The following is a 19,499-nucleotide window of genomic DNA, read 5'->3' as shown; positions in this document are numbered from 1 at the left end:
CGACAGCGTAAAATAGCGGATTCGCCGTTTCCATCGCCTCCCATGACCATCCTGCTCTCCACCCTGAACGCCCGCTATACCCACGCCTCGCTGGGATTGCGCTATCTGCTGGCCAATATGGGCCCGCTGCAGGCGCAGACGCGGCTGCAGGAATTCGTCATCGGCACGAAAACCACGGAACTGGTCGAGCGCATCCTCGTCAACAAGCCGCGCATCATCGGTTTTGGCGTCTACATCTGGAACGTCGAGGAAACGACGAAACTGGTTGCCATGCTCAAACGCGTGGCGCCCGAAGTCATCATCGTGCTGGGCGGGCCGGAAGTGTCGCACGAGGCGGGCGAGCAGGAAATCGTCAAACTGGCCGACTACCTGATCACGGGCTGGGGCGACGTCACCTTCCCCAAGCTGTGCGGCGAGATCCTCCACGGCCCGAAGCCGCTGATGAAGATCCATGCGGGCGTGCAGGCGCCGCTGGCGGAACTGCAGCTGCCCTACTCCTTGTATACAGACGACGATATCCGCCACCGCACGATTTACGTGGAAGCGTCGCGCGGCTGCCCGTTCAAGTGCGAATTCTGCCTGTCGGCGCTGGACAAGACGGCCTGGCCCTTCGCGCTGGAGAATTTCCTGGCCGAGATGGAATCCCTGCACGCGCGCGGCGCGCGCCTGTTCAAGTTCGTCGACCGCACCTTCAACCTGAACATCAAGACCAGTTTGAAGATCATGCAGTTCTTCTTAGACAAGATCGAAGCGAATCCGGACGATCCCATCTACGCCCACTTCGAGCTGGTGCCCGACCACTTGCCCGACGCCTTGAAAGAAGGCATCAGCAAGTTCCCGCCCGGCGCGCTGCAGTTCGAGATCGGCATCCAGAGTTTCAATCCGGACGTGCAATCGCTGGTCAGCCGCAAGCAGGACAACCAAAAGGCGGCCGACAACATCCGCTGGCTGTGCGAGGAATCGAACGCCCACTTGCACGTGGACCTGATCGCCGGCTTGCCGGGCGAGGATGAAGCGAGCTTCGCGGCCGGCTTCAACAAGCTGGTGGCCCTGAAACCGCATGAAATCCAGTTCGGCATCTTGAAACGGCTGCGCGGCACGCCCATCATCCGCCACACGGAAAACTATGGCATGGTGTTCGACCCGCACCCGCCGTACACCATCCTGGCCAATAAACAGCTCGATTTCATGAGCATGCAGCGCCTCGTGCGCTTCGCCCGCTACTGGGACCTGGTGGCAAACTCGGGCCGCTTCGCCAATACGGTGCAATGGATGCTCGGCGATGCGCCGTTTGAAAACTTCATGGATTTTTCGAACTGGCTGTATGCCCACACGGACGCCACCCACCGCATCGCCATGGAGCGCCTGGCCAAGCTGGTGGCGCAATGGCTGCAGACGCGCGGCATGAGCGCGGCCGAGGCCAATGCCCTCGTGGCCAGCGACTATGCGGGCGGCGCACAGGCGGCCGCACATGCCAAGCCAAGCGAAGTGAGTACTAGCAACGCCAAGGTGCGTCCGGACGTCGCCCTGCCGCAGCGGCAGGCGCGCCACCTGGCGTCCTGAGGGGCGGGCGATTGAACAGCGGTGGCGGTCTGCGCCATTCTCCCTTAAACTGGCACGATGCCGACTGTACAATCGCCGAAACTGACCCTCTCCCAGACCAGCTCCCAACAGGGAGCCCTTGTCACTGCCAGCGGCACCTGGCAGGTGCACGCGCTGGCGCATGACAATGCCATCAAGGCCATCGAGGCCCAGCTCAAGCCCCTGCAGGGCGATACCAAGGCGCAATGGGATTTGTCGGCCATCGACAGCATGGACCATATCGGCGCCCAGCTGTTCTGGAATGCCTGGGGCAAGCAGCGCCCCGCGCAGCTGACCCTGGCGCCGTCGCAGGAAGAGTTTTTCCGGCGCATCGAAGAGACGGGGCCGCTGCAAACGCCGCCGTCGCGCGCCAACCGCCTCACGCCCGTGATGAAGCTGGGCATGGCCATTTTGCTGTTTTTCGAACATTTGAAGGGCTTTATTGCCCTTGTCGGCCAAGTGACGCAGGATATCGGCCGCTTCGCACGCCATCCCATGCGCGGGCCGTGGCGTGAAATTTCCGCCAATATCTTCCATGCGGGCTTCCAGGCGCTGGGCATCACGGCCCTGGTCGGCTTTCTGATCGGCGTCGTGCTGTCCTATCTTTCCGCGCAGCAACTGCGGGCCTTTGGCGGCGACATTTACCTGGTCAACCTGCTGGGCATGAGCGTCATCCGCGAACTGGGGCCCTTATTGGCGGCCATTCTCGTGGCAGGCCGCTCCGGCTCGTCCATCACGGCACAGCTGGGCGTCATGCGTGTCACGGAAGAGCTCGATGCCATGCTGGTGATGGGCATTTCGCACGGTTTCCGCCTGATCATGCCCAAAGTGCTGGCCCTGGCCATTTCCATGCCCCTGCTCGTCATCTGGACGGATACGGCCGCGCTGATCGGCGGCATGGTGGCGGCCAAGGTGGAACTGAATCTGTCGGCACGCTACTTCATCCAGAAGCTGCCCGATGCAGTGCCGCTGGCCAACTACATGATCGGCCTGGGCAAGGGCGTGATCTTCGGCATGCTGATCGCCCTCGTCTCCTGCCACTTCGGCCTGCGCATCAAGGCCAATACGGAAAGCCTGGGGCGCGGCACCACCACCGCCGTCGTCACGGCCATCACCGTGGTGATCCTGGCCGACGCCGTGTTCGCCATCGTCTTCAATGGAGTGGGCTACTGATGGCGAACGACACCGATATCGCCTGCAAGGCGAGCGAGGGCCAGAACGGCCAGTTCGACCTGCATGGCGACGCGCCCGTGGTGGAAATCACCAATCTGTGGACCAAGTTCGGCCGCACCGTCGTGCACCAGGACTTGAACCTGGAAATCGAGCGGGGCGAAATCCTTTCCATCGTGGGCGGTTCCGGCACGGGCAAGACGGTGCTGCTGCGCCAGATGCTGGGCCTGGAACATCCGGCGCGCGGCTGCGTCAAAGTCTTTGGCGAAGATATCAACAAGGCAAGTTCCGACCAGTTGCAGCAGTTGCGCAACCACTGGGGCATGCTGTTCCAGCAAGGGGCGCTGTATTCGGCCCTGACCGTGTTCGACAACGTGGCCCAGCCCATGCGCGAATTGCGCGTGCTGCCCGAAGCGCTGGTGCACGACGCGGTACTATTAAAGATGAACATGGTGGGCCTGGGTCCGGAACATGCGCTGAAAATGCCGTCGGACTTGTCTGGCGGCATGATCAAGCGCGTGGCCCTGGCGCGTGCCCTGGCGCTGGAACCGAAGCTGCTGTTCCTCGACGAACCGACGGCCGGCCTGGACCCGGACTTGTCGGAAAGTTTTGTCGCCCTGATCCAGTCGCTGCACCGCGAGCTGGGCTTGACGGTCGTCATGGTCACGCATGACCTCGACACTTTGTTTGCCCTGTCCACGCGCATCGCCGTGCTGGCGGAAAAGCACGTGATCGCCATCGGCCCCACGCGCGAGGTGATCGAAGTGGACCACCCGTTCATCAAGCAATTTTTCCTCGGCGACCGCGGCAAGCGCGCGCTGGCCGTCCTCGATGAAAAACAGGCGGCGGACAAGGCGGCGCAGCCAGGCGACGACGCCGGCACAGACAAGAAAGCGGAGAAGTAATGGAAAACAGATCACATGCCCTGATGACGGGATTTTTTACACTGACCTTGCTGGTGGCCGCCATCCTGTTCGGCGTCTGGTTCAACCGCGACCGCGTGGAAAGAGTCCCGTATTTGCTCGCCACCACCCTGTCCGTGCCGGGCCTGAACCCGCAGGCGACCGTGCGCTACCGGGGCCTGGAAGTGGGCAAGGTCGACGCCATCGACTTCGACACGCAAAAGGCGGGGCAAATCCTCGTGCACATCAGCGTGGCGCCCGACACGCCCGTCACCAACACCACCTTTGCCACGCTCGGCTACCAGGGCGTGACGGGCATCGCCTACATCCAGCTCGACGACGAACACGTGGGCTCGACACTGCTGGGCACCAGCAAGGACAAGCCGTCGCTGATCCCCCTGCGCGCGGGCTTGCTGGACCAGCTGGAAAAACGGGGCAAGCGCATCCTCGACCAGGCCGAGCAGATCACCAATAAAGTGAATAATTTGCTCAGCCCCGACAACCAGGCGGCCATGCTGGGCGCCTTCACTGAAGTGGGCAAGGCGGCCAAGGCCTTTGGCTCCATCCCGCAGCAGCTGGAACCGACCCTGACGCAATTGCCGCAACTGACGGAACAAACGCGGCAAACCTTGACGGCGGTCAGTACGGCCAGCAAGAACGTGTCGGACCTGACGGCCACGTGGAAAAAACTCGGCAGCGACATCCAGGCGCCCGGCGGCGTGCTCGACAAGGTCAATGGCACGGTCGACCGGGTCGGCCATTCCGTGGAAACGGTGGCCAATGGCGTGTCCCTGGAAGTCTTGCCGCAGGTAATCGAGCTGAGCGGCGAGGCGCGCTCCTCGATGCGCGCCCTGAAAACCACCATGAGCACGCTCAATGAACAGCCGCAGAGCATCCTGTTCGGCGCCCCAGACATCCCGCCCGGCCCGGGCGAGCCCGGTTTTTCGGCGCCCGGCAAATAAGGAGAACACCGCATGCCTATTCCTCGCCATCTCACCGCACTCATCGTCGCCGGCGCTTTTTTGCTGGGCGGCTGCGCCAGCCGCGGCCCCGTGCCCACGTTCTATGATTTCGGCCCGGCCGCGCCGCAGGCAGCGGCACCGGCTGCCGCGCCAGCCGTGCCCGTGCTGGTGATCGCCGACGCCAACGGCCCTTCGTGGCTGGACAGCCAGCGCATGTATTACCGCTTGCTGTACGCCGATGCGCAGCAATCGCGGCCGTACGCCTACAACCGCTGGAACACGCCGCCGCTGCAACTGCTGAGCCAGCGCCTGAAAACGCGCGTGGCGCAAAGCGGCGTGAAAGTGCTGTCGACCACGGACGCGGCCGCCGGCATCCCGCTGCTGCGCATCGACGTCGATGATTTTTCGCAAGCGTTTGACACGCAGACGCAAAGCAGCGGCCATGTGTCGCTGCGCGCCTCGCTGTTCCGCGGCCACCGCCTGATCGACCAGAAAACCTTCAGCCGCAGCGGTCCGGCCGGCAGCGCCGATGCGCAAGGCGGCGCGCAGGCGCTGGCGGCGGCCTCGGATGCCATCGCCGCCGACCTGCTCACCTGGCTGGGCACGCTGAATATTCCGAAAGAATGACCGACCCCGCATCCCCCGCCAGCCCGGCGGCGCCGCTGCCGCCCGTCCGTTCCTCGCCAGTGTCGCGCGCGACCCTGCTCGCCTACGTCTTCCTGATCGTCTACGCGAGCTGGTTTCCGTTCACGGGCTGGCACAGCAATGGCCTGTCGCCGCTGACTTTCCTGGAAAACACGCGCATGCCCCGTTACTGGACGGGCTTCGATGTCGGCGTAAATATCGTCGGCTACATCCCGCTGGGCGCGCTGATCGTGTATTCGCTGTTTCCAAGGATCACGGGTTTCTTTGCCGTCATCGTCGCCAGCCTGTGCGGCATGTTGATTTCCGGCAGCATGGAAGCCGTGCAAACCTATCTGCCCAGCCGCGTATCGTCGAATCTCGATTTCTATACGAATGCGGCCGGCTGCTGCATCGGTTCCATCATCGGCGCCCTGACGGCGCGCAAGCTGCTCGACCACAGCCATTTGTACCGCTTGCGCCAGCGCTGGTTTGCCCAGCACGCCAGCCAGGGCCTGGTGCTGGTGGCCCTGTGGCCGCTGGCGCAGATTTATCCGCAAGGCTATCTGTTCGGCCTGGGCCAGCTGCTGCCCATCCTGTCGGACTGGCTGTCGCAGCTGGCGGGCGTCGACATCGACCTGGCCACGTATCTGCGTCCCGACGTGGTCTTAACGGTTGAGCAATATTGGCTTTCGGAAACCATCATCACGGCTTGCGGCATGACGGGCGCCGTGCTCACCTTGCTGTGCCTGCTGCGCCGCGCCGCGCCGCGCGCCATCCTGATGCTGACCCTGATCGCCGCCGCCCTGACCGTGCGTTCGATGGCCAGCGCGCTGCTGTTTTCGCCCGAAAATGCCTTCGTCTGGATCACGCCGGGCGCCCAGGGCGGCTTCTTGATCGGCCTGATCATGCTGGGCGGCCTGGCCTTCGCGCCGCATGTGGCGCAGCGCCGCATCGCGGCCGCCACCTTGCTGCTGAGCCTGGTGATGGTGAATACGACGCCGATCAATCCCTATTTCATGTCAACCTTGCAAGGCTGGGTACAAGGGAAGTTCCTGAACTTTAATGGCGCGGCGCAATTTCTCGCCTTGCTGTGGCCCTTCGTGGCCCTGTGGTTCCTGTGCCTGCCCTCGCACCGCCTGAACCGGCAGGACGATGTGCAGCGCCAGCGTCGCGAAGACCACCCATAAGCGCTATCATGGCGCATTGATGAATCAGCAGGAGCATAGTATGAGCGACGCACCGTATTTTGAACGCCACGTTTTTTTCTGCATGAACAAACGTGAAGATGGCCGCAACAGCTGCGGCGACCATGGCGCGGAAGCGGCGCAAAAGCATTGCAAGCGCCGCATCAAGGAACTCGACATGAACGGCGCGGGCAAGATCCGCATCAACCAGGCCGGCTGCATGGACCGCTGCGAGGAAGGCCCGCTGCTGGTGATCTACCCGGAAGCGACCTGGTACACCTATGTCGACACCAGCGATATCGATGAAATCATCGATACGCACCTGGTGGGCGGCAAGATCGTCGAACGCCTGAAAATCTAAGAACGCTTAACAGAACCTACTGCACGTCGCGATTTGCGGCCTCCGATGCTCGCTGTGCTCAAGCACAGTTCCGCTTCTCAGCCACAACTCACTGCCGCTCGCTACGGTTTTGTTAGGCGTTCTATGCCGCATATTTAATCCTAATTTAAGCCTACGCCACCAGTATGAGCATCATGAACAGAAACTCGGAAAAATTTACCCTCGCCGGCCATGCAGGCAGCATGGAAGGCTTGCTCGATTTCCCGGCAGACACTCCGCGCGGCATCGCCCTCGTTGCTCATCCGCACCCGTTGTACGGCGGCACGATGGATAACAAGGTCACGCAAACCCTGGCGCGCGCGTTTGTCGCCCTCGGTTACGTGGTGGCGCGCATCAACTTCCGCGGCGTGGGCGCCTCCGAAGGCGTACATGACCATGGCGCGGGCGAGACGGACGATATGCAACTGTTATACGAACACATGGTCGGCCTGTACCCGGGCTTGCCCGTGGCCTTGTCCGGCTTCTCGTTCGGCACCTACGTGCAATCGAAACTGCAGGAACGCCTGGCCGCCGCCGGCACGCCCGCCGAGCGTCTGGCGCTGATCGGCAGCGCGGCCGGCAAATGGGCGATGGCCGACATTCCGGCCGACACCATTTTGATCCACGGCGAACTGGACGACACGATTCCCCTGTCCGCCGTCTTCGACTGGGCCCGTCCACAAGACATCCCCGTGATTGTGATCCCCGGCGCCGACCACTTTTTCCACCGCAAGCTCAACCACATCAAGAACCTCGTGATTGCGCTGTGGCATGGTGACAAACCCGCAATCGCAGCAGATGATCATTGAAGTGTGGGCTTACTAGCGCCTCCACGGCTATAATTGATCCGTTTTTTCCACGCGGCCACGTACGCAGCAACTGCGTGGCCCTCAGCCTTCATCTTTTTCGCAGACCAGCCTCCATGAAAAAACTTTTAGCGGCACTGGCCTCCAGTGTACTTTTCCTATCCGCCGCCTACGCGCAAACCGTTCCAGCCCCAACCATCGCCGCCAAGTCCTGGCTGCTGCTTGACGCCACCAGTGGCCAGATCATTGCTTCGCAAGATCCGGACGCGCGCATCGAGCCGGCCTCGTTGACCAAGATCATGACGGCCTACCTGACGTTTGCCGCCATCCGCGAAAAGAAACTGGCGCTGGACCAGAAAGTGAACGTCTCCGTGCGCGCATGGAAAGTCGATTCGAGCAGCTCGAAGATGTTCATCGACCCGGCCACGCCCGTGTCAATCGACGACTTGCTGCACGGCCTGATGATTCAATCGGGTAACGACGCTGCCGTGGCACTGGCCGAAGCCGTCGCCGGCGATGAAGGCACCTTCGTCGTGCTGATGAACCGCGAAGCCCAGCGCATGGGTCTGAAAAACACGCGTTTTGCCAATCCGCATGGCTTGCCTAGCCCCGAGAACTATTCCACGGCGCAAGACTTGTCCGTGCTGGCCAAGCGCGTGATCGCCGACTATCCGGAATTCTACAAAATCGATTCCATCAAAAGTTTTACCTACAACAAGATCACCCAGCCTAACCGCAACCGCCTGCTGTGGCTGGACCCGACCGTCGACGGCATGAAGACGGGCCACACGGAAGCGGCCGGCTATTGCATGATCGCCTCGGCCCGCCGCCCAGGCGGCACCGGCGAGCGCCGTTTGATCTCCGTGGTGCTGGGCACCTCGTCCGACCAGGCCCGCACGCAGGAAAGCCAGAAGCTGCTGAACTGGGGCTTCCAGAACTTCGATACGGTCAAGCTGTACTCGAAAGGCCAGGCCGTGGCCACGCCGGAAGTGTGGAAGGGCTCGAAAGGCACCGTGAAAATCGGTTTCGCCCGCGATGTGCTCGTCACCGTACCAAAAGGCACGGCGGCCAAGATGAAACCTGTGCTGGAACGCAAGGACCCGCTGGTGGCGCCATTGGCTGAAAACGCCCCTGTCGGCAAGCTGAAAATGATGGTCGACGACAAGGTCCTGCTGGAACTGCCTGTCGTGGCGCTGGAACCGATCAACCAGGCAACGATCTTCGGCCGCGCCTGGGATTCGATGCGCCTGTGGATGAAATAAGCCGTCAGCATTCCCCATAAAAAATGCCCGCAGATGCTGCGGGCATTTTTTTCGTCTTGCGTTACGTCAGCTTACTTCGCAGGCGCATCCTTCAGGTGCGGCGCACGCGGCACGGGCGGGAACGTACCGTGACGGCCTGCCGCAAACGTCGCTTCCGTCTGCGACGCTTGCACCGGCACGGACAGCTTGCGCACCTTGGCCACCTGCGCCGCCGTCACGGGCGTGCCGCGGTTGCCCCAGCTGGTCTGGATGAAGGTCACCACTTGCGCAGTTTGCTCATCATTGAAAATGTCGGCATACGGCGCCATCGTCAGCGCCGACGGCGCCGTGCGCGTGGCCGGCACGGCACCGCCCGACAGCACGATATTGATGGCCGAGGTCGGATCGTTCGTCTGCAGCACGGCGTTACCGGCCAGCGCAGGGAAAGCCTTGTCGTAGCCCTTGCCGTCGGAACGGTGGCAACCGGCGCAGCGGTCCAGGTACAGCTGCGCGCCTTTCGAGTTGACGATGCCGCTGAACAATTGCTTGCCCAGCTTGTCGTCGGCCACGAAGGCGGGCGTGCTTGGCTTCGATGGCGGCAAAGACTTCAGGTATTTCGCCATCGCCGCCAGGTCGCCATCCGTCATGTGCTGCATGGAATGGGCCACCACGTCGTTCATGGCGCCAAACGAGGCCGTGTGGCTGTTGCGGCCCGTCTTCAGGAATTCGGCGATCTCGGCTGCGCTCCAGCGCGCCAGGCCGCCGCCATGTTCATTGCGCAGCGAAGGCACGGACCAGCCGTCGATCACGCCGCCACCGGCCAGGAAGGTCGTGTTGCCCTCGTCCGTCAGCGATTTTTCCTGCATGCCCACGCCGCGCGCCGTATGGCAGGCGCCGCAGTGGCCCAGGCCCTGCACCAGGTAGGCGCCGCGCAGCAATTGCGCGTCGCCCGTGGCCGGCGTTTTATACGGCTGCGGCGTGGGGGCAAACGCCCAGCGCCAGATGGTCAGCGGAAAGCGCATCGACAATGGCCACGGAATGTCGGCCGCCTTGTTCGGCGTCGGGTCCGCCTTCACGCCATGCATGAAGTAGGCGTACAGCGCCTGCATGTCCGCCTCGCTCAGGCGCGAATACGACGGATACGGCATGGCCGGATATACGGTATAGCCGTGCTTGGTCACGCCGGTGCGCATCAGCTTGTCGAAATCGGCAAAGCTCCAGTCGCCGATGCCGGCCTTCTTGTCGGGCGTGATGTTGGTGGAATACACCTTGCCGATCGGCGTTTCCATGCCCAGGCCGCCCGCGAACGGTTTGCCTTTCGTGCCGGCCGTGTGGCAGGCGATGCAGTCGCCCGCGCGGGCCAGGTATTCGCCCTGGCGTATCAGCTGGGCGTTCGGGACGGTGGCGGCCGTGGTGGCCGACAGGGCGGTGCCGGAGGCGAGCGCCAGCAGCAGCGCGCCCACGGTATGGGTGAATGTGTTGTTCATCTTCTTGTTCTTTATCAGGCGACCAGGGGACGGGGATCTTGCAGGTATTGCTCGCGGATGGCCTTGGCCGACCAGTAGGTCAGCGCGCAAGCGAGGCCCGTCGGGTTATAGCCGATACCGACCGGGAACACGCTGGAACCGACGGCAAACACGTTGTGCACGTCCCAGCTTTGCAGGTAGCGGTTGACGACGCTGGTCTTGCGGTCCGCGCCCATGGCCGTGCCGCCCGCCCAGTGCGTGGTCTGGTAATTGCGCAAGTCCAGGTGGTCGCCCACGCTCTTGACGGATACCTTGATCGATTCCGGATTCATGGCCTCGGCCACCTTCATCATCTTGTCGGTGACGAAACGGCTCATCTTGATGTCGTTTTCCTTCCAGTCGAAGGTAAAGCGCAGCAATTGCTGGCCATACTTGTCCGTGTAGGTCGGGTCGAGATCGACATAGCAGTCGCGGTAAGTCATGTTGGCGCCGTGGCAATCGAACGAAACCGTGTTCAGGTAGCTCTTCTTGACGGCCTTTTTCCAGGCCGAACCCCAGGCGGGCGTGCCGTCCGGCGTGGCGATGCCGGAAATGGGCTTGGAGCCGGCCGGGTTGCACCAGGCGGGCGAGCCGCCCACAAAGCCCAGCGGGCCATGGTCGAAATTGTCGCCATTCCAGTCATCGAGCGCGACACCGGTGCCGCCGGCGCCGATGAAGGGATTCGTGTTCGTGTCTTCCTTGAAGAAAGTCTGGATGGTCGACATCATCTGGTAGGCGATATTGCGCCCCACCACGCCTTCATTGCTGACGGGGTCGTACGGCTTTCCGATGCCCGACAGCAGGAACAGGTGCGCATTGTTGTAGGCAAACGCACTGGCGATGACCAGGTCGGCCGGCTGCTCGACGGCCTTGCCATCCGCATTGATATAGGTCACGCCCGTGGCGCGCGCTTTGCCACCCTTGCTGCCGTCGAGGTTGATGCGCACGACGTTGCAATTGGCGCGCAATTCAAAGTTGGCCACCATACGCAGAGCCGGCATGATGTTGACGTTGGGCGAGGCCTTGGAATAGTTATAGCAGGCGTAGCCGGAGCAGAAGCCGCAGAAGTTGCACGGGCCCATCTGGCAGCCGTACGGATTCGTGTACGGGCCGGATGCGTTCGACGAGGCGTTGACGAAGGGGTGGTAGCCGACGGCCTTGGCCGCGCGGCGGAACAATTCTGCCGTGTACGGCACTTTTTGCGGCGCCAGCGCGTAATTGTCGGAGCGGTCGCCTTCGAACACATTGCCGTCACCGACGACGATGCCGTTGACCTTATACGCCTGGCCCGAGGTGCCGAAGACTTTCTCGACGAAATCGAAGTGCGGCTCCAGCTCGGCGTAAGTCACGCCAAAATCCTGGATCGTCATGCCTTCAGGGATGAATTTCTTGCCGTAGCGGCGTTCGTAGTGGCTGCGGATCTGCAGCTCTTCCGGCAGGACGCGCCAGTGCATGCCCGACCAGTGCAAACCCGCGCCGCCCACGCCCGTGCCGGGCTTGAAGGCGCCGATCTGGCGGTACGGCACGGCCACGCCCGTGATGCTGTGGCGGAAGGTGAACGTGCTCTTCGACATATCCTGGAACAGCTTGCTGCGCTGGATATAGGTCAGCTCGTCGAGGGTCTTCGGATAGGCGCCGTCGGGATAGGTGTCGCGGTACTCGCCGCGTTCCAGCGCGACCACGTTCAGGCCAGCTTCCGTCAATTCCTTGGCCATGATGGCGCCGGTCCAGCCGAAGCCCACAATCACGGCATCGACAGGCTTCATTTTTACATCGGGTTTGATATCACTCATGATGGTTTTTCTTTTTCTTTGATCGGGTACTAAAAGTTTTACGCTATGGACACGGGAGGCAACGGGTATTTCTTGCCGTACTGCTCCACCCAGTCCATGTAGTCGGCGCGCGCGCCAGGGAATCCGACCATCTTCCAGGCCAGCATGTCCTTGTTGCCGCCGTGTACGGGGTCGCAAAAATAGCCTTCGCGCGTGTTTTGCAGCAGCTGGTTGAAGAAGATTTTCGACGGCACTTCGCCGATGTCCAGGGTTCCATTTTGCAATTGCGTGATGACGGCGTCGCGCTCGGCCGCGTTCAGCTGGACGAAAGGCTTGCCCGACTGTTTCTGCACGGCCGCATTCACGCCGGCCAGGGCGCTCTTGTACAGCTCGCGCGGCGCCATGTGGAACTGGTAGCCGAACTGTTCGATCGACGGCACGAACGGCCCCTGCATGTACCACAGCGCGCCATACGCGTAAGGCGTGTTCATCTGCGCATCGATGAATTCATGCGCGCCCGCTTCCAGCGCGCCCGGCCCTTCGCCGTCGGCCGGGATCAGGCGGTCGACCAGCGCCGTCAAGGTGGCCCACTCGGTGGCGTCGAAAAAGCGCGGTTTGTAGGCAGGCTGGTCTTTGGAGACGGCCATGGCCAGGCCGCCGCCGGCGCCGGCCAGCAAGGCCACGGCAGGCGCGGCGCCGACGGCCTTGCGCAAGAAGTTACGCCGGTGGGGCGAAATCCCGATGATTTTCATAGGTTGTCCTCAGGCGGCACGAGCCGCCACAGTGATGGATGTGGGAGTCGGAAAGAAAATGCGGACATGCGCCGCTGAGATGGCAGATTTCACGTAGAGATGGCTCGGGTATCGCGGCGCGGTGCATCCGCCTGCCGGTTAATTGATCAAGGTGATTGACAAGCGCTAGCATTGCATTTACGGTGCGCATCGTACCATAATTAAAAGAAACATTCAGAGACAGGTTAGACGTGATCAAAAAAGAGGCACCGGTGCGTGGCCGCCCGCGCAAGGCGGGCGTGGAAGATGCGGTACTGGAAGCGATCGTCATGCTGGTGCGCCAGCATGGACTGGAGGCGGTAACGATACAGATGGTGGCCGACGTGGCCGGCGTGGGGCGCCAGACGATCTACCGGCGCTGGCCGCGGCGCGAAGACATGCTGCTCGACGCGCTCGTCAAGCGCACGGCGGAAAAGCTGCAGCGCGCGCTCGACATGCCGGACGGCCAGGAAATCGAAGCGATCTGCGCGCGCATCTTCGACAACCTGAACGCCGACGGCCGCTTCACCTGCGACCTGCTGGTGCTGATCCACAATGATGCGGCGGCGCAACTGCGCTTTCGCGAGCAGATCGTCGCGCCATGGATTACCCTGGTGGTGCAGCGCCTGGTCAACATCGGCGTGCGCGCCGACCTCGACCTGCGCCTGTTCGCCTTCATGCTGCAATCGGCGCTCGTGTACCAGATGCAACTGGGCGGCCAGCTCGACGATGCCCTGCAGGAGCGGTGCTGCCGCTTTATCCGCAGCATGCTGTAGATTAGCTGGCTATAATCGTGGCGAGTCCCATCACGTCACCACCAGAAAGCCAGCCCATGAGCCATGTATTTCCCGCCAGCCTGCAAGCGCCGCGCAGCCGTTTAAGCAGCAACGGTCCCGAACTGTCGCGCATCGTCGCCGGCATGTGGCGCATCGGCGAGTGGAATATGTCGGCGCAGCAGCGCCTGGCTTTCATCGAGCAATGCCTGGCGCTGGGCGTATCGAGTTTCGACCATGCCGATATCTATGGCGATTACAGCGCCGAAGGGCTATTTGGCGAAGCGCTGGCCCTGCAGCCGGGCTTGCGCGACAAGATGGAGCTGGTCAGCAAGTGCGGCATCAAGCTGCTCTCGCCGCACCGTCCCGGCCACGCCATCCAGCATTACGACACGAGCGCGGCGCACATCACCGGTTCCGTGGAACACAGCTTGCGCCAGCTGCAGACGGACCGCCTGGACCTGCTGCTGATCCACCGACCCGACCCGCTGATGGATTTCGACGAGATCGCCGGCGCGTTTACCCAATTGCAGAAAGATGGCAAGGTGCTGCACTTTGGCGTGTCGAACTTCAGCCGCCACCAGTTCGAGTGCCTGCACCGGCGCTTCCCGCTGGTGACGAACCAGGTGGAATGCTCGCCGCTGCACGTGGCGCCCCTGTTCGACGAAACCTTCGACGGCTTGCAGGACGTGGGGGTGGCGCCGATGATCTGGTCGCCGCTGGCGGGCGGGCGCCTGTTCCAGGGTGGCGATGCGAATGTGGAGAATTTGCGCAATGTCATCAAGCAGATCGCCGACCAGCTGCAGCGTCCGTTTGCCAGCGTGGTGTTTGCCTGGATCATGCAATTGCCTTGCCGCCCCCTGCCGCTGACGGGCACGGGCCGCATCGAGGCCGTGGGCGTGGCCGTGGAAGGCACGCAGTTCACGCTCAGCCGCAGTGACTGGTTCGCCATCCTGCGCGCCGCGCGTGGGCACGAGGTGGCTTAACGTTTAATCAATCTCGTCCAGGTCATTAAAAACCTGGGGTAAGGCAATACCGCGCCAGCCCAGATGCCACGCCAGGTTGAGCAGCAGGGTGGCGGCGATGTAGACGGCGAAGAACAGGGCAAAGAAACTCGTCTTCAGCCACACCAGCAGGGCGATGGCAAGGATCAGCACCAGCAGCGCGGCCATGCTTTTCTTTTGCTTGGAGCTGGGGAAACGCAAGGTCGACACCATCAGGCTGCCCACGCCGACGAGCAGCAGCATCAGCAGATAGCTGTGCAGCATGGAATCGATGGGCGCCGGCCAGGCTACCACCACCGCCGCCACGCAAGCGGCCCCGGCCGTGATCGGCATGCCGACGAAATACAGGGGATCGGTACGCCCCACGTTCACATTGAAGCGCGCCAGGCGCATGGCCCCGCAGGCGACAAAGAAAAAGCTGGCCATGCCGCCAAAGCGCAGCAGCAGCGGATCGTGCACGCCCATCTGCACGAAGCCGTAGCAATACAACAGGACGGCCGGGGCGCAGCCGAAATTCATCACGTCGGCGATCGAATCGAGCTGCACGCCGAACTGCGAACTGGTTCCCGTCAGCCGGGCCACGTAGCCGTCGAGCGCGTCAAACACGCCGGCGAGCACCAGCAGCGCCGCCGCCAGCCGGTAGGCATCCGCGTCGCCCACGGCGGCGTTGTCGACGGAAATGACGATGCTGGCAAAACCGCAGGCTATCGAAAGCAAAGTCACCATGCTGGGCAAGGCATATTTGGCGCGCTGCAGGCGCGACTTGGGCAATGTGTTCAAATGTATGGGCAATCAAAAAAATCGGAAGTAAGGCAATGCAGCGGCAAACGCTGCGCTGCGCCCATTCTACCCTGCGCAGCGGCGGCACCGTCCCCGCACGAGCGCGACATATCTTTTCACGGATGCTCTACGCGTGATCAAAATACCTTAGAATCGTTTTACAGGACAGCACGCTGCCCCCACCGCTGCCCGCCTACCTCTACAGGAGTCGACTTGATTGCCTCGTCACTGCGTTGGAAATACTGGATACCTGCCCTGCTGAGCGCAGCCCTGCTGAGCGCCTGCGGCGGCGGCAGCGATAGCGGCAATACGTCGCTGAGCAACTCGACCCCGGCCGGGCAATTGACGCAGGAGCCGGGTGCTCCCGTTCTCAGCAACAATATTGCCACCGATGGCTTCAACTGGTTCAACTACCGGCGCAGCCAGATCGGCCTGTCGCCGCTGGTGCGCAATAGCCTGATCGACAGCGCGGCCCTCGGCCATTCCAGCTATCTCAATCTCAACAATACGGTGGCGCACGAACAGGTGCAGGGCAAGCCCGGCTTTACAGGCGTCACACTGGGCGACCGCCTGGCCAAGGCCGGCTACGTCGTCACCTCGCTGCAGGGTGAAGTGATCGCCGGCGCGAGCAACACGTCCGGCTTTTACCTGGCCGAAGAACTGGTCACGGCCATCTATCACCGCTTCGTCATTTTCGAGCCGCTGTTCAAGGAAGGCGGCGCGGGCGCGGCCGTCAGCAGCGCCGGCTATGCGTATTTCACCACCGACCTGGCCGGCAACCGCAGCTATGGCCCGGGGCTGGCGGCGGGACAGATCGTCACTTACCCCTACAGCGGACAGCAGAAGGTGGCCGTCAGTTTTTCCAGCAATAACGAATCGCCCGATCCCGTGCCGAACCAGGATGTGGTCGGCTACCCGATCAGCGTGCACGCCAATTACGGCACGCCCGTCAGCGTGACGGCGTTCAGCGTGCGCCAGCGCGGCGCCGCCGCGGACCTGGCCGTGCGCCTGCTCACCAGCGGCAATGACGTGCATACACCGGTCTCGGCCGCATCCATCATCCCGCTGGCGGCCTTGAACGCGAACACCAGCTATGACGTGAGTTTCATCGGGAAAGTCAATGGCGCGGACGTCACGCAAAGCTGGTCATTCACGACGCGCTAGGCGGCAAGCTGGCGCCAAGCGGACGCAGTGCAGAGTACGACTGGATGTAAAATAGCAGTTCCTGCTTTACTGACATTGACAAGTTTTGGGGCGCTCTGCACAGCATGCTGAAACCACACGCCACTTGCGATGATGATGCCGCCGTTGCGGCATCCGACATGGTCCGCATTCTCGACGTTGAGAACGGACTGGGCCGCATCATGGGCGACCGCATCCTGTACCTGAAAATCCTGCGCCGCTTCCTGCACGACCACGGCACCACGCCGTGCCAGATCCGCGCCGAATTCGACACGGGCAACTACGTTTCCGCGCGCCTGAAAGCGCATACCCTGAAAGGCGCCGCCGGCATGATCGGGGCGCGCCATGTGCACAGCCTGTCGGAAACCCTGGAATCGGCACTGCGTGCGCAGGCGCCCGACCTGGCCCAGCAGATGCTGCAGCTGGAACTGGCGCAGGATCAATTGCTCGGCGCGGTCAGCAGCATGCTGGGCACGCCGGAGGCAAACCACACGGCGGCGCAGGACGTGGCGCCCGACCCGGCCGCGCCCGCCATCCAGCTGCTGCTGGCGCGCCTGGCCAGCCATTTGCGCGAAGGCGACGGCGCGGCCATCGACATCCTGGAAAACTCGGCCAGCCTGCTCGCGGCCAGCCTGGGCGTGAACGTGTACCAGGAGGTGGCCGCCGCCGCGCACGAGTTCGATTTCGAAGGCGCCCTGGCGGCGCTGCTGCGGCGCCGCTAGCGCACAGCGAGCTGCCGCTCAGCTGTTGAACTGCGCCTCTTCCGCATACGCCACGCAACAACTCTTGCAACAGAAACGGCGCACGGCATCGAGCGGCTTGTCGCAGTACCAGCATGCACCTTTCGGCGGCAGCGCTGCGATCAATTGCGGCAGGGAAGGCAATGGCGGCGCCGCCATGCCCCTGCTTTCCACGACTTCCGGCTGTTCGCTGTCCATGGCGCTTCCTTTCCTAGCGGCACTTCAAGGCCGCTCAGCAAGATTACGTCAGCACAGTTTGAAGCCCATGACATTTCTCAACCGTGGCCACGCTTGCACCATCGGCACTTTGAAATTCCCAAACGACAACGTTGTCACTTCACACTACAATCAGTGCTCCGTTCACTTGCGCGCACGCCATGAAACACATCCCTCTGCTGCTCTCCTGCCTGCTGCTCAGCGCCTGCGCCACGCGCGCGCCCACCGCCTACACCCTCAATTCGGGTGCCGAACGCACGCCGGAACAATTGGCGGTGGTATTCGAACATGCCGACCTGACCCTGCGCATCGATCCGGCCCGCCGCAGCATTGCCGGCGATGCGCGCCTGACCTTCCTGGCCACGCAGCCGATCTCGCGGTTCGCGCTGGACCTGGACCGCAACCTGCCCGTCGATGCCATCGAAATCGACGGCAAGGCGCTGCAGCCGCAAGACTATGCCAACCCGGACGGCCGCCTGAGCATGACCTTGCCGGCCACCCTCGCGGCAGGCGCGCGCACCACCATCCGCATCGTCTACCACGGCGTGCCGCACGTCGCCGTGAAAGCGCCGTGGGATGGCGGCATGGTGTGGTCGAGCACGGCCGATGGCGCGCCGTGGATCGCCAGCGCTGTGCAAGGCGAAGGCTGCGACCTGTTCTGGCCCTGCATCGACCACCCGATGGGCAAGGCCCGGCTGATCGACCAGCACATCCAGGTACCGGCGCCGCTGGTGGCGGCCGGCAACGGCATCGCGCTCGGCATGGATGAGACCGACGGGTGGCGCACCTGGCACTGGCGCGCCAAACACCCGAGCACCTATGGCATCGCCCTGAACGTGGCGCCCTACCGCAGCCTGCAGGGCGAGTATGCGAGCCGCTACGGCAACCGCATCCCCCTGCAATTCTGGTACTTGCCGGAAAGCGAGGCCAAGGCAGGCGCCCTGTTCGCGGAATTGCCGCCCATGCTGGACTTTTTTGAAAGCGTCATCGGCCCCTACCCGTTTGGCGATGAGAAAGTCGGCATCGCCGAAACCCCGCACAAGGGCATGGAACACCAGACCATCAATGCCTATGGCAACAAATTCGCCAAGACCAGCTATGGCTACGATGAATTGCTGCAGCATGAGTTTGCCCATGAATGGTTCGGCAACCAGCTCACCAACAGCAACTGGGACGATATGTGGCTGCACGAAGGCTTCGGCACGTATATGCAGCCGCTGTACATGCAATACCTGCGAGGCGAGCAAGAGTATTTTGCTTCGTTGCAGCAAATGCGGGCCGGCATCGTCAACAAGGCGCCCATGGTTTCGGGCAAGCCGAGAAGCGAGGAAGAAGTCTACGACCAGAAAAAGGGCGGACCGGGCGGCGACCTGTATGTAAAAGGGGCGCTGGTACTGCATACCTTGCGCGGCCTGATCGGCGACGAGGCCTTCTTCCGCGCCGTGCGCCTGCTCGTCTACGGCACGGAACAGCCGCTGCCGGGTCAGTTCCAGCCGCGTTACGGCAGCACGGCGGAATTCATGGCCATCGTCAACAAAGTCACGGGCAGCAATTACGACTGGTTCTTCCAGGTTTATCTGTACCAGGCGGCATTGCCGGAACTGTCCGCCGTGCGCGACGGCGACACCTTGCGCCTGCTATGGAAGACGCCTGCCGACATCGCCTTCCCGATGCCGGTGGAAGTGCGTATCGGCAAGGAAATCCATACCGTGTCCATGTCGCTGGGCTTCGGCGAACTGCCCCTGCCGGCCGACGCCACGTACACGCTCGACCCGCACTCGCGCGTGCTGCGCCGCGCCGAGCATATCGAGGCGTTCCAGAAGTTCAAGGAAGAACAGGCGAAGGGGAGGAAGGGGTGACAAAACCTGGGGTCAGACCCCCTCGCACCTGAGCGATGACCTTTGTGTT

19 protein-coding genes are annotated in these 19,499 nt (G+C 62.7%); 14 read left to right on the top strand and 5 right to left on the bottom strand.

Annotated features, from left to right (window positions below; all coding sequences use genetic code 11):
- Positions 1 to 42: 42 nt before the first annotated feature.
- The 9 genes from AC1Q6X_RS24145 (at position 43) to AC1Q6X_RS24105 (ending at position 8,870) form a co-directional block, all read left to right on the top strand.
- Complete coding sequence (locus tag AC1Q6X_RS24145) at positions 43 to 1,563, top strand: B12-binding domain-containing radical SAM protein (RefSeq protein WP_326456730.1); 1,521 nt, start codon at positions 43 to 45, stop codon at positions 1,561 to 1,563.
- A 57-nt stretch (positions 1,564 to 1,620) separates the two neighbouring features.
- Positions 1,621 to 2,754, top strand: coding sequence for an MlaE family ABC transporter permease (locus AC1Q6X_RS24140; RefSeq protein ID WP_121670653.1), 1,134 nt, complete (start codon positions 1,621 to 1,623; stop codon positions 2,752 to 2,754).
- Complete coding sequence (locus AC1Q6X_RS24135; RefSeq protein WP_409027615.1) at positions 2,754 to 3,656, top strand: ABC transporter ATP-binding protein; 903 nt, start codon at positions 2,754 to 2,756, stop codon at positions 3,654 to 3,656. Before AC1Q6X_RS24140 ends, AC1Q6X_RS24135 begins: the two co-directional genes overlap by 1 nt.
- Positions 3,656 to 4,615, top strand: a complete 960-nt coding sequence (locus AC1Q6X_RS24130) for an MlaD family protein (RefSeq protein WP_492498618.1) — start codon at positions 3,656 to 3,658, stop codon at positions 4,613 to 4,615. The genes AC1Q6X_RS24135 and AC1Q6X_RS24130 overlap by 1 nt, the downstream gene beginning before the upstream one ends.
- 12 nt (positions 4,616 to 4,627) lie before the next feature.
- Positions 4,628 to 5,242, top strand: coding sequence for an ABC-type transport auxiliary lipoprotein family protein (locus AC1Q6X_RS24125; RefSeq protein WP_070224752.1), 615 nt, complete (start codon positions 4,628 to 4,630; stop codon positions 5,240 to 5,242).
- Positions 5,239 to 6,426: a VanZ family protein gene (locus tag AC1Q6X_RS24120; protein WP_070224753.1), complete on the top strand. Its 1,188-nt coding sequence runs from the start codon at positions 5,239 to 5,241 to the stop codon at positions 6,424 to 6,426. The genes AC1Q6X_RS24125 and AC1Q6X_RS24120 overlap by 4 nt, the downstream gene beginning before the upstream one ends.
- A 40-nt stretch (positions 6,427 to 6,466) precedes the next feature.
- Positions 6,467 to 6,784 carry a (2Fe-2S) ferredoxin domain-containing protein gene (locus AC1Q6X_RS24115; RefSeq protein ID WP_034781335.1) on the top strand — a complete coding sequence of 106 codons (318 nt, stop codon included), beginning with the start codon at positions 6,467 to 6,469 and terminating at the stop codon, positions 6,782 to 6,784.
- Between the two features lie 173 nt (positions 6,785 to 6,957).
- Positions 6,958 to 7,611 (top strand): alpha/beta hydrolase, encoded by a 654-nt coding sequence (locus AC1Q6X_RS24110; RefSeq protein ID WP_070224815.1) that lies wholly within the window; start codon positions 6,958 to 6,960, stop codon positions 7,609 to 7,611.
- A gap of 113 nt (positions 7,612 to 7,724) precedes the next feature.
- A complete protein-coding gene (locus tag AC1Q6X_RS24105) occupies positions 7,725 to 8,870 on the top strand; it encodes a D-alanyl-D-alanine carboxypeptidase family protein (RefSeq protein WP_070224754.1) in 1,146 nt (381 codons plus the stop codon).
- Between the two features lie 71 nt (positions 8,871 to 8,941).
- Here the strand turns inward: AC1Q6X_RS24105 and AC1Q6X_RS24100 are convergent, their stop codons facing one another.
- Genes AC1Q6X_RS24100 through AC1Q6X_RS24090 form a run of 3 tightly spaced genes read right to left on the bottom strand, consistent with a single transcriptional unit; the run spans position 8,942 to position 12,878 of the window.
- A complete protein-coding gene (locus tag AC1Q6X_RS24100) occupies positions 8,942 to 10,336 on the bottom strand; it encodes a cytochrome c (RefSeq protein ID WP_492498617.1) in 1,395 nt (464 codons plus the stop codon).
- 14 nt (positions 10,337 to 10,350) lie between these two features.
- The gene (locus tag AC1Q6X_RS24095) at positions 10,351 to 12,147 is read right to left on the bottom strand and encodes a GMC family oxidoreductase (protein ID WP_070224756.1); all 1,797 of its coding nucleotides are present in this window, start codon (positions 12,145 to 12,147) and stop codon (positions 10,351 to 10,353) included.
- A gap of 38 nt (positions 12,148 to 12,185) precedes the next feature.
- A complete protein-coding gene (locus AC1Q6X_RS24090) occupies positions 12,186 to 12,878 on the bottom strand; it encodes a gluconate 2-dehydrogenase subunit 3 family protein (RefSeq protein WP_492498616.1) in 693 nt (230 codons plus the stop codon).
- Positions 12,879 to 13,108: 230 nt separating this feature from the next.
- Here AC1Q6X_RS24090 and AC1Q6X_RS24085 point away from each other — a divergent pair, with 230 nt between their 5' ends.
- Positions 13,109 to 13,672 carry a TetR/AcrR family transcriptional regulator gene (locus AC1Q6X_RS24085; RefSeq protein ID WP_070224758.1) on the top strand — a complete coding sequence of 188 codons (564 nt, stop codon included), beginning with the start codon at positions 13,109 to 13,111 and terminating at the stop codon, positions 13,670 to 13,672.
- 56 nt (positions 13,673 to 13,728) lie between these two features.
- Positions 13,729 to 14,655, top strand: coding sequence for an aldo/keto reductase (locus AC1Q6X_RS24080; protein ID WP_070224759.1), 927 nt, complete (start codon positions 13,729 to 13,731; stop codon positions 14,653 to 14,655).
- 3 nt (positions 14,656 to 14,658) lie between these two features.
- Here the strand turns inward: AC1Q6X_RS24080 and pssA are convergent, their stop codons facing one another.
- A complete protein-coding gene (gene pssA / locus AC1Q6X_RS24075) occupies positions 14,659 to 15,399 on the bottom strand; it encodes a CDP-diacylglycerol--serine O-phosphatidyltransferase (RefSeq protein WP_492498625.1) in 741 nt (246 codons plus the stop codon).
- 267 nt (positions 15,400 to 15,666) lie between these two features.
- Here pssA and AC1Q6X_RS24070 point away from each other — a divergent pair, with 267 nt between their 5' ends.
- Positions 15,667 to 16,617: a CAP domain-containing protein gene (locus AC1Q6X_RS24070; protein ID WP_306532786.1), complete on the top strand. Its 951-nt coding sequence runs from the start codon at positions 15,667 to 15,669 to the stop codon at positions 16,615 to 16,617.
- 104 nt (positions 16,618 to 16,721) lie between these two features.
- Positions 16,722 to 17,357, top strand: coding sequence for an Hpt domain-containing protein (locus AC1Q6X_RS24065; protein ID WP_070224760.1), 636 nt, complete (start codon positions 16,722 to 16,724; stop codon positions 17,355 to 17,357).
- Positions 17,358 to 17,375: 18 nt separating this feature from the next.
- Here AC1Q6X_RS24065 and AC1Q6X_RS24060 read toward each other — a convergent pair whose 3' ends face one another.
- Positions 17,376 to 17,573 (bottom strand): hypothetical protein, encoded by a 198-nt coding sequence (locus tag AC1Q6X_RS24060; protein ID WP_070224761.1) that lies wholly within the window; start codon positions 17,571 to 17,573, stop codon positions 17,376 to 17,378.
- 179 nt (positions 17,574 to 17,752) lie between these two features.
- Here AC1Q6X_RS24060 and AC1Q6X_RS24055 point away from each other — a divergent pair, with 179 nt between their 5' ends.
- A complete protein-coding gene (locus tag AC1Q6X_RS24055) occupies positions 17,753 to 19,450 on the top strand; it encodes a M1 family metallopeptidase (protein WP_492498615.1) in 1,698 nt (565 codons plus the stop codon).
- Positions 19,451 to 19,499: the final 49 nt, after the last annotated feature.

This window comes from Janthinobacterium sp. GW823-FHT06H09 (assembly GCF_058794735.1).
Note: the sequence above shows the minus strand (reverse complement) of the source record. Positions and strands in the feature narration are given on the sequence as shown.

What these genes read in the sequence shown, in the direction of transcription:
- AC1Q6X_RS24145 (WP_326456730.1), top strand. Translation starts at nt 43, where the DNA reads ATGACCATCCTGCTCTCCACCCTGAACGCCCGCTATACCCACGCCTCG.
- AC1Q6X_RS24140 (WP_121670653.1), top strand. Translation starts at nt 1,621, where the DNA reads ATGCCGACTGTACAATCGCCGAAACTGACCCTCTCCCAGACCAGCTCC.
- AC1Q6X_RS24135 (WP_409027615.1), top strand. Translation starts at nt 2,754, where the DNA reads ATGGCGAACGACACCGATATCGCCTGCAAGGCGAGCGAGGGCCAGAAC.
- AC1Q6X_RS24130 (WP_492498618.1), top strand. Translation starts at nt 3,656, where the DNA reads ATGGAAAACAGATCACATGCCCTGATGACGGGATTTTTTACACTGACC.
- AC1Q6X_RS24125 (WP_070224752.1), top strand. Translation starts at nt 4,628, where the DNA reads ATGCCTATTCCTCGCCATCTCACCGCACTCATCGTCGCCGGCGCTTTT.
- AC1Q6X_RS24120 (WP_070224753.1), top strand. Translation starts at nt 5,239, where the DNA reads ATGACCGACCCCGCATCCCCCGCCAGCCCGGCGGCGCCGCTGCCGCCC.
- AC1Q6X_RS24115 (WP_034781335.1), top strand. Translation starts at nt 6,467, where the DNA reads ATGAGCGACGCACCGTATTTTGAACGCCACGTTTTTTTCTGCATGAAC.
- AC1Q6X_RS24110 (WP_070224815.1), top strand. Translation starts at nt 6,958, where the DNA reads ATGAACAGAAACTCGGAAAAATTTACCCTCGCCGGCCATGCAGGCAGC.
- AC1Q6X_RS24105 (WP_070224754.1), top strand. Translation starts at nt 7,725, where the DNA reads ATGAAAAAACTTTTAGCGGCACTGGCCTCCAGTGTACTTTTCCTATCC.
- AC1Q6X_RS24100 (WP_492498617.1), bottom strand. Translation starts at nt 10,336, where the DNA reads ATGAACAACACATTCACCCATACCGTGGGCGCGCTGCTGCTGGCGCTC.
- AC1Q6X_RS24095 (WP_070224756.1), bottom strand. Translation starts at nt 12,147, where the DNA reads ATGAGTGATATCAAACCCGATGTAAAAATGAAGCCTGTCGATGCCGTG.
- AC1Q6X_RS24090 (WP_492498616.1), bottom strand. Translation starts at nt 12,878, where the DNA reads ATGAAAATCATCGGGATTTCGCCCCACCGGCGTAACTTCTTGCGCAAG.
- AC1Q6X_RS24080 (WP_070224759.1), top strand. Translation starts at nt 13,729, where the DNA reads ATGAGCCATGTATTTCCCGCCAGCCTGCAAGCGCCGCGCAGCCGTTTA.
- pssA (WP_492498625.1), bottom strand. Translation starts at nt 15,399, where the DNA reads ATGGTGACTTTGCTTTCGATAGCCTGCGGTTTTGCCAGCATCGTCATT.
- AC1Q6X_RS24065 (WP_070224760.1), top strand. Translation starts at nt 16,722, where the DNA reads ATGCTGAAACCACACGCCACTTGCGATGATGATGCCGCCGTTGCGGCA.
- AC1Q6X_RS24060 (WP_070224761.1), bottom strand. Translation starts at nt 17,573, where the DNA reads ATGGACAGCGAACAGCCGGAAGTCGTGGAAAGCAGGGGCATGGCGGCG.
- AC1Q6X_RS24055 (WP_492498615.1), top strand. Translation starts at nt 17,753, where the DNA reads ATGAAACACATCCCTCTGCTGCTCTCCTGCCTGCTGCTCAGCGCCTGC.